The sequence below is a fragment of the Methylobacterium guangdongense genome (assembly GCF_038442355.1).
Lineage (GTDB): Bacteria > Pseudomonadota > Alphaproteobacteria > Rhizobiales > Beijerinckiaceae > Methylobacterium > Methylobacterium guangdongense.
Map to the genome: position 1 here is coordinate 1 of NZ_JBBXMX010000044.1, position 11,842 is coordinate 11,842.

Here is an 11,842-nt window from a genome sequence, read left to right on the forward strand (position 1 = left end):
ACCGCCCTTCGGCTTAGCGCGTTCAGGCGGCAGCAGCGGTGCGATCTCGGCCCACAGGCCTTCGGGGAGGAGCGGTCTTGCCATCTCTACTCAACGCGCCAAACCCGGTTTTGTTAGACGCTCTAAGTTCCTCTTGGGGTACGCGTCTCGTGCGTACCCTACAGGCCTTCACGGATCTCGACCGCGGCGTAGGAGTTGCCGCGATGACGGACGCAAAAGGCGAACCCGGTCTCAGGGCAACGATACCGCGCCGCCGATCCGCATCCGCCATGGGAGCATCCGGCCACGATTTGGTCAGGCTGGGTTCGCCTCTCTCTGATAAGGTCTGTGATAATCCTCTTTGATTGCTCCTGGATACATGGGGGCTGACCCTTTGCCCACAGCTTGGACTGACCTTCTGTCCGGGTGAGGAACTAATGGATTGGCCCCTCCCCGGTCAGATGTTCTGCCCACAGGTCGAACTCACCGTCTGCCCAGGCCTGGCTCGCGGCTTTGTAATCGTCCGGGGTCAGTCGGATCCCAGGACGGGATCTGAAGCCCTGCATGTACATCCGCTGCCGGACGGCGTGATACGAGATGCCGTTCTCTGGATGCTGCTCATTCATCACGTTCCCAGCCGACCCAGCTTCGGGGTCGATAGGGTGCTCCTCGCGCTCGGACGCCGCCGCCGCGGGGACGGCCGCGACAGTCGCTGCCTCGACGGCGGGGCTTAGGGCGGGCTCTGGCATGAGGATGGACGCCGGCACCGCATGGGCTTCGGCGGGTGCGGGCGCGGTGTTCTCGGCTTTGGTCTCGCCTGCCTCACGGGCGGCATTCTCTGCCGCTCGCTTTCTCGGGTCGACGCCATTTGAAACGCCTCCGCGTCGCGCCCGGGGTTCCTGATGTTCGATCTCGGGGTCAAGCACCGGATAGATCACCGGCATGGGCAGGCCGCGGATCGGCTCCTCGATGCGGAGGATGTGGCCGCTGGCCTCAAGCTCCGCGAGGCCCTGTTTGATGCTGGAGGTGCTGACAGCGGCGGACTTCGCCATCGTGGATTTGGTCTGCCAGCACCCCCCATTGGTGGCATTGGAGCCGAAGCTTAGGACCAGCGCCGTGCGAAGTGCACCGCACGACACTCGCTTGTCTGAGGCGACGTTCAGAAGCCAACTCTGCATGGCCATTGGCTTCTTGCCGGGCGCCCACGTGAGGGGCTGGTAGGGACCTTTCTCCAACATCGACCCATCCTCCGGGACCGAACGTCGGTCCGGTGAGTCCGTACAGAAAAGCGACGCAAAACCCTGAGGAGGGACGGTTCTGGACCACGAGGACGGCAGGGACGATGAACCCTCCTTGGCTACGCCTGAGAACCACACCGGCAGTCAGGTCACTTGGCTGCGCGGGAACGATCAGGACCGCGAGACCGAGGGGTTCGAGGCCGTGTTGCCGGAGGTGCTGACCGAGCCGCAGCCGGTGGCCGAGATCCTGCCGTGGCGCGGGCGCGGGAACATCGTGGCTGCCGTGGGCGTAGCGCTCCTCGACCTTGCCAGGGTGCGCTGATGCCGACCGCCCTTCCTATCCGATCTGAACATGCTGCAGCTATTCAGCGGCTGTCTTGGCCCAACAAGGCCCGGGTCGCGATCTTGCTTCTGCGGATCCGCTGGCTCAACCGGCGACTGGAGGTAGCTAGCGCCCGCGTCGAGCGTCAGGCCCTCGACATCGCTGGACCGGCCCTGCTGCTGACGGCGCGGCGGTGGGTAGCGGCGCATGAAGCGATGAACGTCCTACTCAAGACGCCGGAGTTGCCAGAGGTTAGGCAGGTGCGCGCGATGATGCGGGGTCCAAGATTGACTTGAGCATCTACGCCCGCCAGCGACCAATCGGTCGAGACGGACAGGCGAGCGTGGTGGTCGAGAGGAGACCCGACCCTGTAGGCGTAGCAAACCTCATGCGAGGCACAAACGTCCCGCGCATCCGGTACAGCAGACGCGACGAGAGCCTATGGCCGTCCTGCCAGCCACTCGCCTTCGATCGTGAGGGTGGCCCGGTAGACCGGAATACCGTGGTCGTCCCGCATCGTGACGCTGACCTTCTTGTCGACTTGCATGAGCAGGTGATCCTTCGCCATATCGGGGAGCGATCGAAGCGCTTCCTGCGAGGCGGACTGGGCATTATCAAACTCGATGCCCTCATCATCGCTGACGACACCGCCGTTGGTTACGTCGAAAAAGTAGCGAGCCATGTGGACCTCCGAGCGTCGATACGTTGCTAACCATAGGCATGCGCAACGGGTTCTGCGCGGGGCGGATATCATCAACGTCGTCGTAGCTGCGTGCCTGAGGCGGATATTGCCGGGAGGCTAATTTCCGAGGTGCAGATATTGTGGTTTGAATTCGGCCGCCGCGACGAGGGCAGCCCAGTCCCGGATCTCCAATCTGCGCAATCGCAAATCAAACAGACCTTCTATTCGCATATTTCTTAGTACCCGGTTTATGTGGATGGACGTCAGCCCCAACGCATCAGCGAGATCGTTCTGCCGAAGCGGCATTGGCATGATGTAATCACCTGCAAGGCTGACCGCTTCGAGGCGCAGGTATAACTCACAGAAGAGGTGGGCCACCTTCTGACGGGCATCGCGTCGACCCAAGCTGGTGATCCAGGCCCGGTGGGTTGCTGCGGTCACGACAGCTTCTCGCAAAAAAGCTTGGGCGATCGTAGGGAACTCTTCGGACAGCTCCCGCAGTTTGGCGTGCCGCACGAAGGCGACGATGGAGCGTGTCACCGTAGCCATCCCAAAATCTGGTGACGGCAGGTGCAGGCTTTGCAAGTCCGGCAAATCGCCGGGCACATGGATTGATAGGATCTGCCGCCGGCCGCCCGTCAGGCTTTGATAGCAGCAGGTCCAGCCGTCGAGGATCACGCAGCAATGGTCGGCCGTGCCACCTTCATATTTGATATCCCGAGAAGCTTCGATCGTCCGAATGATAAGCGGCAATCCTAAGATCGCGCGTTCAGCCGCGACTGGCAGAGACGCAGCGGGTCCCAACCTGCGGGCTAATAGGCCAAAAGGGGACTTGGATGGTGCCATCGTATCACGCTGCGTCGAGCAGACGACGTACCCATAGAGCGGGCACGAACTGCCGATCCTCCCAATCCTGCAACCAACCTAAAATATTGTATTCAGTTGCATGGCCAGTTCCCGGGTCGAACAGCCCTTGCAATCGAGACGCACGCAGCAGCCGTTCCACCTCCTTCTTTGGCTCGATCTTCACGAGGTTGAGGCGTGCCCGCATGGCCTTACCCGGCTTGAAGTGCACGCTCCGCTTGGCCGCGACGGTGACGCTCTGACCCGAGCGCGGGTTGCGGCCGGTCCTCGCCTCGCGGTCCCGTACTGCAAAGGCGCCGAAATCACGCAGCTCGACGCGATCCCCGACCACGAGAGCATCGGTCACCCTATCGAGGATGGCGCCGACCACCCGCTCGACATCGCGGGCATACAGGTGCGGGTTCTGGGCCGCGATGCGGGCGATAAGCTCGGACCGGATCATGCGGCACTGATGCCGCGAGGCTCATCGAACCGCAACCGTACCGTGACGCGCTAGTGGTCTGAGTTGGAAGTTTTTTGCAGAAACGTTTGACGCTGACGAGGATGGCATCGGCCGACTTTGTCCAGACGAACGGCTTTGGCTCGACGTTGGTCTGATCGATGTAGGCGTGGATGGCGGTCTCCAGATCCCCCGTGGTCTCGAACACGCCGCGTTGAAGCTGGCGCCGGGTCAGCAGCGCGAACCAGCCCTCGACGAGGTTGAGCCATGAGGCCGAGGTCGGGGTGAAGTGCAGGCGCCAGCGCGGGCGCTTCAGCAGCCAGTCGTGGATCAGCTTGGTCTTATGGGTGGCGGCGTTGTCGAGGACGAGGTGGACATCGAGGTCTGCCGGCACGCTCGCCTCGACCCGATCGAGGAAGGCGCGGAACTCGACCGAACGATGGCGGCGCGTGCAGCGGCCGATCACGGTCCCCGCCCGAACATCGAGGGCAGCAAACAGATCGGTCGTGCCCTGGCGGCGATAGTCGTGGGTCCGGCGCTCGGGCTGCCCGGGTCGCATCGGCAGCACCGGCGCGGTCCCGGTCAACGCCTGGATCTGCGGCTTCTCATCGACACACAGCACCACGGCGCGGTGCGGCGGGGCTATGTACAGGCCGACGACATCACGCACCTTGTCGACGAAGGCCGGGTCGGTCGACAGCTTGAAGGTTTCGGTCCTGTGTGGCTGCAGGCCGAAGGCGCGCCAGACCCGCGAGACCATGGTCTGGCTCATGCCGACCCGCTTCGCCATGGCGCGCGTCGACCAGTGCGTGGCGTTCTCTGGCTGGCCTTCCAGGGTCAGCGTGATCATCGCCTCGATCACCGTGTCTTCGACGGCACGCGGCGCACCGGAGCGTGGCAGGTCGACGAGACCGTCGAGGCGATGGGCGAGGAAGCGGGCGCGCCAGGTCGTGACGCTCGGACGGCTGACCCCGAGGCTGCGGGCGACGCCGGTGTTCGTGGAGCCGGGCTCGGCGCAGGCCAGCACGATCCGGGCGCGCTGGGCTAGCGCCTGACCGACGTTGCGGCGGCGGACCAGGCCTTCCAGCCGCGCGCGCTCATCGTCGGTCAGATCGAGTTCGGCCGGCTTGGGGCCACGGGCCATCGCAGAAACCTCCTCGCAGACGTCCGGCAGATGGCTCTCGACCTCCAAAACCGCAAGGAAATTTCTAACTCACACCAATAGGTTGAACGACAGGGTGGTCGCTGGCAGCGAGCCCTGGTGGTTGACTGTGACCGGCAGCACGCCGGGCCGCAGGGTCACGAGCATGGCGAGCGGGATCAGCTTCTGTGTCGTTGTCGAGCGCACGTAGAGATGGTCGAGCGCGCCCGCGTCGAGCTGGAAACGCGGGTCGAGCTCCTGGACGACGTGGGACTGGCTCACCTGCGTCAACAGGGTCGCCACCTGTCGCTGGCCGAACGCGTCGTAGAGGATGTCGTCGATGGCCTGCACGCTGACGCCGAGCCGCGCCGCGGTCGGCCGGTCGATGGAGAACGTGAGGCTGGCTGCGCGGCCGGCTGCTTGTCGGAGGTGACATCCTAGATGCCGGGAAACACGGCCAGGGTCTTCGCCATCGTGGTCGCCCACTTGTCGAGCGCCGCGGTGTCCCCGCTCTGAAGCATGTACTGGTACTGCGCGGCCGACCGGCGGCCGCCGACCTGGATGTCTTGCCGGATCGACATCGCCAGCGTCAGGCCGTTGATGTGGGCAATTTTGTCCTTTATGCGGGCCATCACCCGCATCGTGCTGGCGCGGCGCTCGGCGAACGGCTTCATGTCGATCTGGATCTAGCCGACGCCGGCGGACGGGCTTGGGTTGATCCAGTAGGCGGCGTTGTCGACGTCCGGATCCGCGGCAGCGATGGCGTCGAGCGCTTGCATCTTCGCTGACATCGCCTCGAACAAGATATCCGTCGCCGCGCGGGCTTGCCCGAGGATGAAGCCGGTATCCTGTTGCGGCGGGAAGCCCTTCGAGATGATCAGGTAGAGGCAGATGGTCAGGGCAGGCGTGCCGACCGTCGCGACAGCGGCCACAGGCGTCTTTGACCGCCTGGAAGCCCCGTTTCTACTAGCGGTAGAGGCGCCCGTGCGCCTTGCCGTGGTCGTGGCTGATCAACCAGCCGCACATCATCGGCGTTACGGTCAGCCAGACGAGGCCGGACATCAGGATGGCGACGCTGACCTTGACCGCGAACTCGCGGAACAGACGACCGCCGATGCCACCCCTGAGCTCGATCGGGATGAACACCGCGATCAGCGAGATGGTCATCGAGACGATGGTGAAGATGACCTCGCGCGATCCCTCGATGGCGGCCTGCAGCCTGGTCTTGCCCATCTCCATGTGATGGATGACGATCTCGATGACTACGATGGCGTCGTCGACGACAAAGCCGACCGCGATGACGAGGCCTACGAGCGATAACCGCAGCCAATCTAGGAACTCCACGCGTCATTCTCTGAAACTGGTGTCCCGGCCGATCATGAGGTCGAAGGTGATTCGAAGGATGCCCTTTGTCCAGGGCCATTCTGCACGCATGTCGAGGCGCGATCTCTATCGCCGGGTTCTCTACAGCTTCGTTGAATTTTGGCAGACGGCGGAGGAACTGGCTGGTTCGACCTTGGGCCCTGGCAGCCGATACCTGGAGTGGCAGATCCATTGGACGACGCTGGCGCCCAAAGCGTTGATGCTGATGGACGAAGCTCCCCATGATCGAACTCTTCATGAATGTTATCGATTCCGCACAGATAGTATACCGCACCGAACTCGCCGAGGCTTCGGCCTCGCGAGCCAGTGCGCAGGCCCGTCCACCTCCGTCGGGCGGATCGATCTGGGCCCTTTCATCTTCCTGTGTGATGTAGATGTGTCTAAGAGCGTCTAACAAAACCGGGTTTGGCGCGTTGAGTAGAGTTGGCAAGACCGCTCCTCCCCGAAGGCCTGTGGGCCGAGATCGCACCGCTGCTGCCGCCTGAACGCGCTAAGCCGAAGGGCGGGCGGCCTCGAACCTCCGACCGCGCGACGCTGACGGGGATCCTGTTCGTGCTGCGCTCAGGCACGCCGTGGGAGCTGCTGCCCCGGGAGATGGGCTGCGGTTCGGGGATGACCTGCTGGCGGCGCTTGCGGGATTGGCAGAAGGCCGGAGTGTGGGACCGCCTGCAGCACGCGCTGCTCGACCGGCTCGGCCGCCAGAACGGCATCGACTTCAGTCGAGCGTCCCTCGACAGCGCCTCGATCGCTGCCAAAAGGGGGGCCCGGCGACGGGCCCGAACCCGACCGACCGGGGCAAGCCGGGTACGAAGCGCCACATCGTCACCGATGCGAAGGGCATCCCCCTCGCTCTGAAGCTGACGGGGGCGAACGTCCATGACAGCCGCATGCTGGAGGCGGTCGTGGATGCCGTCCCGCCGATCCGGTCATGCTGGGGACCGCCGCGCAAGCGGACTTTGAGGCTGCATGCCGACAAGGCCTACGACCACCGCCGCTGCCGTCAGGCGCTGACCCACCGCCGCATCCAGCCCCGCATCGCCCGGCGCGGGATCGAGAGCAGCCAGCGGCTGGGACGTCGTAGGTGGGTCGTCGAGCGCACCCTGGCTTGGTTCGCCCAATTCCGTCGCCTCGCCATCCGCTACGAGCGACGGGCCGACATCCATCTCGCCTTCTCGACGCTGGCTGCCGCCCTCATCGTCTGGCGCTTCATCGAACGATGGTTTTGTTAGGAGCTCTTAGATCCGCAGCGGTTGCTCTCCTGAATTGCCGGCTTTCGACTCGCCGAGGCGACCAAGCCGGAAAGGCCCATGTCGGCCGGGCGGCACGGTTAAGTCAACGTCAGTGGATGATCAGCGCGCCTATGACTGCCGGACTACCGACCGTCGCTGACCTGCGCAGGGGTGGCATCATCACAAGCCACGAGGTCGTGGCGGCAATCGACGCCTAGATGCGAGACCCGGCTGCCGGCCCCTATCGGTTCGCGAGCGGGCACAGCATCGACATCGCGGCACTCGTGAACGCGTCCCAGGCTCTGAAGAAGGCTGGCCGGTCCAGGCCGCATGACGCTGGGATCCGGACGGTACTGGCGGCGGCTATCTTGGCGACACATCCGAACCCGCCGTAGTTGACCGCGGTTCGCGTGCCCGAGGTAGTCATACAAGCTATCGATCGGGGGAATTTTTAGAATGTTTTAACCGCCAAGTTTGCCCTTTTGAGGCGGCATAGACGCGAATGATTACTGACTAAAAGGTTATATTAAGTCGTATCACGTAAGCGTGAGACTGCTTCGGCTGCGTCCCAAAAAATCTGGCCGAAAGGGGAGTCTGTATGCGCGATCGTGTGGTGGCCCAGCTGCGGTCTCTCGTTCGATCCGATGCCGGAAACGTCGTCTTCATCTTCGGTTTGAGCCTACCCCTGCTCCTCGGCGCCTGCGGTCTCGTCATCGACTACGGCAATGCGGTGCGCATTCGGGCGGTCGAGGCCAGTGTCGCCGACGCGACCGCGCTACTCGTCGCCAATGCTGACACGGTGGCGGCCGCCGCCGAGGGGTTGCGTCTCGCGAGCGCTCAGCTGACCTCCCGAATTGGTTCGGGCTCTACAACCAACGGCTTCCAGATCAACGGCTCATGGATCGACGGCGCGAACTATCGGGTGACGATTTCGACAACGGTGCGAACGAGCCTCCTGCACCTGCTGCCCGGCATGCCGCGGCAGATTACGGTCGGTACCGCCACCACCGTTAATCGGGTCGCGCCCGTGTATCAGACGAACCCGCCGACGTTCAGCCAGCTCTCGCCCGAGGCTGCCGATTACAACCGGATCTACATATACTGCTACTCCTCCGACCCGAAACGACAGGCCGAAGCCGATAAGGGGCGCCGAGGGATCGTCGCCATTGCAGACAACGGCACGCCGCCAACCGATTATTCGAAGAGCACTCCGCCGACCTGTGGTGCCAACGAGGCACCTAGCTACATGTTGCATAACGTCCGCAACGCTCGCAGCAACAAGTCTCTCTGGGATAACACTGGTCAAGAGACTTACGAGTATTATACCGACACTACAATCGACACTGGCTTGCGAGTTCAGTCGATGAGCATGAAAGGTTATCGCGTCTACAATGGCACGACGTACTCATCGATCAGTATGGTCTCAAATCCTATCCTTGAGACGATAGTTTGCGATAGTTTGAGCCAGTGCAAGAACAAATCCGACGGCGGTATTCTACCCAACAGCCATACGACGCATAACCCGGTAACCGCGACGGGAAGCTGTAGCGAAGGCAAGTATATGTACTACGGCTGGGAGGATCGTCCTCCAAATGCCGGGAGCGACCGAGACTACGACGATATCCGTGTGATCGTATCATGCCCGACGATCGTGAAAGTCGCAGACAAGAAGCTCCGTATTGTCGAGTGACTTATCGTCGGGGCCTACAAGAGCAATTACCTGTCGCGAGATCCTCGGATGTCCCGCTCTTCGAAATGTCGTACCCGGACTGCGCGTCGCTGCGTTGAACTCGTCGGTCTTCTAGCGCGAGCAGAGGCCGGCGCTACGGCAGTTGAGTTTGCGCTGATCTCACTGCCGTTCCTAAGCCTACTCGCCGTGATCCTACAGACCAGTCTCATGGTCTGGGCGTCGCGCAATCTTGACGATGCGCTGCAGCGCGCCGGCCGGACGATCTACACGGGACAGTTCCAGAGGGCGAATACTGGCCAGACCGACTCCAGCACGCTACTTGCCAACATGAAGACCGCTATCTGCGGGGCAGCAACATCGCGTGTCGCCACCGTCTTCGACTGCAACACGCTCAAGCTTAACGTGGCCTTGAGCAGCTCGTTCGCCAACGGCACTGTGCCGACACCGCTTGATATGAGTACCGGCGATTGGGCCAAGGGCTTCGGTACGAACTACGCGTGTGCCCAACCGGGGGCGATCGTGGTCTTCACCGCGGCAGCCAAGTACCGCGTCGCATTCAGCTTCCTTTACGCGGGGCTACCCGGCTTCGGCGACGGTGCGAGGTTGTTGCAATCCACAGCCGTGTTCCGGACCGAGCCCTACGACACGTCGTCGGGCCAGGGCTGCTGACATGCGGAGACCTGTGATGAACGCGATGAACTGGGGCGATCAGGTAGCTTCACGCTTCCGAGACGACGCGCGCGGCGTCTCGGCGATCGAATTTGCGTTGATCCTGCCGGTGATGCTGGCCCTGCTGTTCGGTGTGACGGAGTTCGGGCGCGCGATTGACCACTACCGCAGAGTCACACTGCTGGCGCGCGCGGTGGCGGATCTCACATCTCAGGGGGACGGCCAGGCCACGATGGCGGCGGCGGCGATGACCGACATCCTGGCTTCGGCCAAACTTGTGCTCACGCCCTTTCCGAGCAGCGGAGCGGCGATCGTTGTGACGGCGCTCGGCGTCACCGCCGATGGCGCAGGTCAAACACCGCGCGTGTGTTCGAGCTACGCGACGAGCAACGGGACTGCGCGGACGGTTGGAACGGCGACTGACCTGAAGGTGCCGGAAGGCTTCCAACTCGTCGGGATGCGCTACGTCCTGGCCGAAGTGACTGTTCCATACCCAGCGGTGTTCGGCAGCAACTTGATGCGGTTCGTCGGCGGGGCGAACAACCAGCTAACGTTCAGAGCGAGCGTACCTTGGCCGACCCGTGGCGGGCAAACCTACAAGTCCACCTACAGCGAGGTCGTCTTGCCGAATGGCAAGGCATGCACATGAACCATCACTACCGGCGCCATAGCCCTGTCAAAAGGAAATGAGGACACCGCTCGGCTTACACGCAGATGGCGGTTTAGCGAGTTGCGACGCCGTCATGGCGAGGCATGGGACGCCGGAACAGGTCTCAGGCCCTCCGCCGGGATCCGATCTGCAGCCGTTCGACTTCGGCCTTCCACGCATCGCGCTCAGTCCGTATCGCCTCGATGCGGGCATGCATGTTGCCGGCGTCGATCGCGGTCTTAACGAGCATGTCTTGGGCTGAGGCCAGTTGCTCGCGCAGCTCGGCGTTCTCGGTCGCAAGCGTCAGCAGGAGCGCGGCCATGATATCGCTCATCCCTGCTCCCGCGCACCAAGGTAGCGCGTCTAGCTGGGCTCAAGCTCGGCCGCAATCGTGCTTCATCGCCATGCGGCATGGTTGAGGTCACTCGCCCGTTGTGCCGACGCCCCGAGTGCGCGGCGCTTTGTGAGCCTGATCGGTCTCTTTCGGACCCAGGCTGGCGACACCGTAAAGCGGGTCATCTCCGGTCTTCTGTGCCTGCCGACGACGCTGCAGGAAGACCAAGCCTATCGCCACGACTGCGATCATGAAGACCGCGAACGCGATCAGCCTCCAATCCTCCATAGCGGCACCCCCTCGGACTATCGTGCGAGTTCAGTTTAGCGCGCAGTCCGTAGACTTCGCGTGGGTGCGGCAAGTCGGCTTCGGCTGGCGGAACGGCCTATCGTGGTGCGTAGTTGCCCTACCTATTGAGGGAGGATGGCATGCTGACGGGTAGCCTGTTGTGGCTTATCGGGGTCCCAATACCCATCGTGATCCTGCTGTGGTTCTTTTTCCTGCGCGGTCGTTGAGATCGATACACACCGGCTTTAGATGTGCCGATCTATACCCTCAAGTGTGTCCTGCGCTTCAAGACCGGTCATGCAGGTGCAGCCTTCGACGAAGTATCTTTGGGCGCTGACGGACCCAGCGAGGCGATCGCTTTAGAGTCCGTCCGAGAAGTCAGGCTGATTGGGCGAGGCGTCTGACGAGGATCATGACGGCTGCGGCGTAGAGGAAGGCTCGCGCGGAGGCGAGTGTCGCTTCCGGATCCTTCCAGAGGCGTCGGTTGCGGCTGATCCAGGCGAAGAACCTCTCAACGACCCACCGACGTGGATGAACAGAAAAGCCAACCTGATCCGGCGGCTTGCGCACGATCTCGACGGCGATGATCGTCGCGCTCGCTGGCTTGTCGCCGGCATAGCCGGCGTCGGCGAAGGCCTTGGTGATGAACGGGAAGGTCCGGCGCGATAGGCGCAGGACCGGAACGGCTCCGTCCCGGTCCTGCACGTCGGCAGGTTGCGGTTCGAGGACGAGCGCACGCCCGTCCGTGTCGACCAGAGCTTGGCGCTTGCGGCCTTTGATCTTCTTGCCAGCGTGGTAGCCGCGCGGCCCGCCGCTCTCCATCGTTTTGACGGTCTGGCTGTCGAGCACGGCTGCAGACGGCGAGGCTTCCCGCCCGACACGCTCGCGATCGGCCATGACGAGGTGATGGTTGATCCGGCCGAACAGCCCTGTGT

14 protein-coding genes and 3 pseudogenes are annotated in these 11,842 nt (G+C 63.1%); 5 read left to right on the top strand and 12 right to left on the bottom strand.

Features of this window, described 5'->3' with window-relative positions; genetic code table 11:
- Both AAHG09_RS31110 and AAHG09_RS31115 read right to left on the bottom strand, forming a co-directional pair.
- A pseudogene (locus AAHG09_RS31110) lies at positions 1–84 on the bottom strand (IS5/IS1182 family transposase); the annotation flags it as partial.
- A 329-nt stretch (positions 85–413) separates the two neighbouring features.
- Positions 414–1,217 carry a hypothetical protein gene (locus AAHG09_RS31115; protein ID WP_342112117.1) on the bottom strand — a complete coding sequence of 268 codons (804 nt, stop codon included), beginning with the start codon at positions 1,215–1,217 and terminating at the stop codon, positions 414–416.
- Between the two features lie 115 nt (positions 1,218–1,332).
- Here AAHG09_RS31115 and AAHG09_RS31120 point away from each other — a divergent pair, with 115 nt between their 5' ends.
- Positions 1,333–1,539: a hypothetical protein gene (locus AAHG09_RS31120; RefSeq protein WP_342112119.1), complete on the top strand. Its 207-nt coding sequence runs from the start codon at positions 1,333–1,335 to the stop codon at positions 1,537–1,539.
- A 439-nt stretch (positions 1,540–1,978) separates the two neighbouring features.
- Here AAHG09_RS31120 and AAHG09_RS31125 read toward each other — a convergent pair whose 3' ends face one another.
- From AAHG09_RS31125 to AAHG09_RS31160, 8 genes and pseudogenes are all read right to left on the bottom strand, one after another.
- Positions 1,979–2,221, bottom strand: coding sequence for a DUF6894 family protein (locus AAHG09_RS31125; RefSeq protein WP_342112121.1), 243 nt, complete (start codon positions 2,219–2,221; stop codon positions 1,979–1,981).
- A gap of 117 nt (positions 2,222–2,338) precedes the next feature.
- A complete protein-coding gene (locus AAHG09_RS31130; protein WP_342112123.1) occupies positions 2,339–2,974 on the bottom strand; it encodes a Crp/Fnr family transcriptional regulator in 636 nt (211 codons plus the stop codon).
- 280 nt (positions 2,975–3,254) lie between these two features.
- Positions 3,255–3,527: pseudogene (locus AAHG09_RS31135) on the bottom strand (integration host factor subunit beta); the annotation flags it as partial.
- A gap of 67 nt (positions 3,528–3,594) precedes the next feature.
- Positions 3,595–4,668: pseudogene (locus tag AAHG09_RS31140) on the bottom strand (IS630 family transposase); the annotation flags it as partial.
- A 69-nt stretch (positions 4,669–4,737) separates the two neighbouring features.
- Positions 4,738–5,151 carry an efflux RND transporter permease subunit gene (locus AAHG09_RS31145; RefSeq protein WP_342112125.1) on the bottom strand — a complete coding sequence of 138 codons (414 nt, stop codon included), beginning with the start codon at positions 5,149–5,151 and terminating at the stop codon, positions 4,738–4,740.
- Positions 5,103–5,339: a hypothetical protein gene (locus AAHG09_RS31150; RefSeq protein WP_342112128.1), complete on the bottom strand. Its 237-nt coding sequence runs from the start codon at positions 5,337–5,339 to the stop codon at positions 5,103–5,105. The genes AAHG09_RS31145 and AAHG09_RS31150 overlap by 49 nt, the downstream gene beginning before the upstream one ends.
- A 12-nt stretch (positions 5,340–5,351) precedes the next feature.
- Positions 5,352–5,597: a hypothetical protein gene (locus AAHG09_RS31155; RefSeq protein WP_342112130.1), complete on the bottom strand. Its 246-nt coding sequence runs from the start codon at positions 5,595–5,597 to the stop codon at positions 5,352–5,354.
- A gap of 34 nt (positions 5,598–5,631) precedes the next feature.
- The gene (locus AAHG09_RS31160; RefSeq protein ID WP_342112132.1) at positions 5,632–6,009 is read right to left on the bottom strand and encodes an efflux RND transporter permease subunit; all 378 of its coding nucleotides are present in this window, start codon (positions 6,007–6,009) and stop codon (positions 5,632–5,634) included.
- A gap of 462 nt (positions 6,010–6,471) precedes the next feature.
- Here AAHG09_RS31160 and AAHG09_RS31165 point away from each other — a divergent pair.
- The 4 genes from AAHG09_RS31165 to AAHG09_RS31180 all read left to right on the top strand — a co-directional run bounded on the left by AAHG09_RS31165 (position 6,472) and on the right by AAHG09_RS31180 (position 10,285).
- Positions 6,472–7,277, top strand: a protein-coding gene (locus AAHG09_RS31165) for an IS5 family transposase (protein WP_342112134.1) whose coding sequence is annotated in 2 segments (ribosomal slippage) — positions 6,472–6,802 and positions 6,802–7,277 — 807 coding nt in all. Because the reading frame shifts where the segments join, the coding sequence is not laid out codon by codon here.
- Positions 7,278–7,875: 598 nt separating this feature from the next.
- A complete protein-coding gene (locus AAHG09_RS31170) occupies positions 7,876–8,967 on the top strand; it encodes a TadE/TadG family type IV pilus assembly protein (RefSeq protein WP_342112136.1) in 1,092 nt (363 codons plus the stop codon).
- Between the two features lie 48 nt (positions 8,968–9,015).
- Positions 9,016–9,636, top strand: coding sequence for a TadE/TadG family type IV pilus assembly protein (locus tag AAHG09_RS31175; protein WP_342112139.1), 621 nt, complete (start codon positions 9,016–9,018; stop codon positions 9,634–9,636).
- A gap of 16 nt (positions 9,637–9,652) precedes the next feature.
- Complete coding sequence (locus tag AAHG09_RS31180; RefSeq protein ID WP_342112142.1) at positions 9,653–10,285, top strand: TadE/TadG family type IV pilus assembly protein; 633 nt, start codon at positions 9,653–9,655, stop codon at positions 10,283–10,285.
- 124 nt (positions 10,286–10,409) lie between these two features.
- Here the strand turns inward: AAHG09_RS31180 and AAHG09_RS31185 are convergent, their stop codons facing one another.
- Both AAHG09_RS31185 and AAHG09_RS31190 read right to left on the bottom strand, forming a co-directional pair.
- Positions 10,410–10,619, bottom strand: a complete 210-nt coding sequence (locus AAHG09_RS31185; protein WP_342112144.1) for a hypothetical protein — start codon at positions 10,617–10,619, stop codon at positions 10,410–10,412.
- Positions 10,620–11,285: 666 nt separating this feature from the next.
- On the bottom strand, positions 11,286–11,842 hold a 557-nt coding region (locus tag AAHG09_RS31190), incomplete at its 5' end, for an IS5 family transposase (protein ID WP_342112147.1).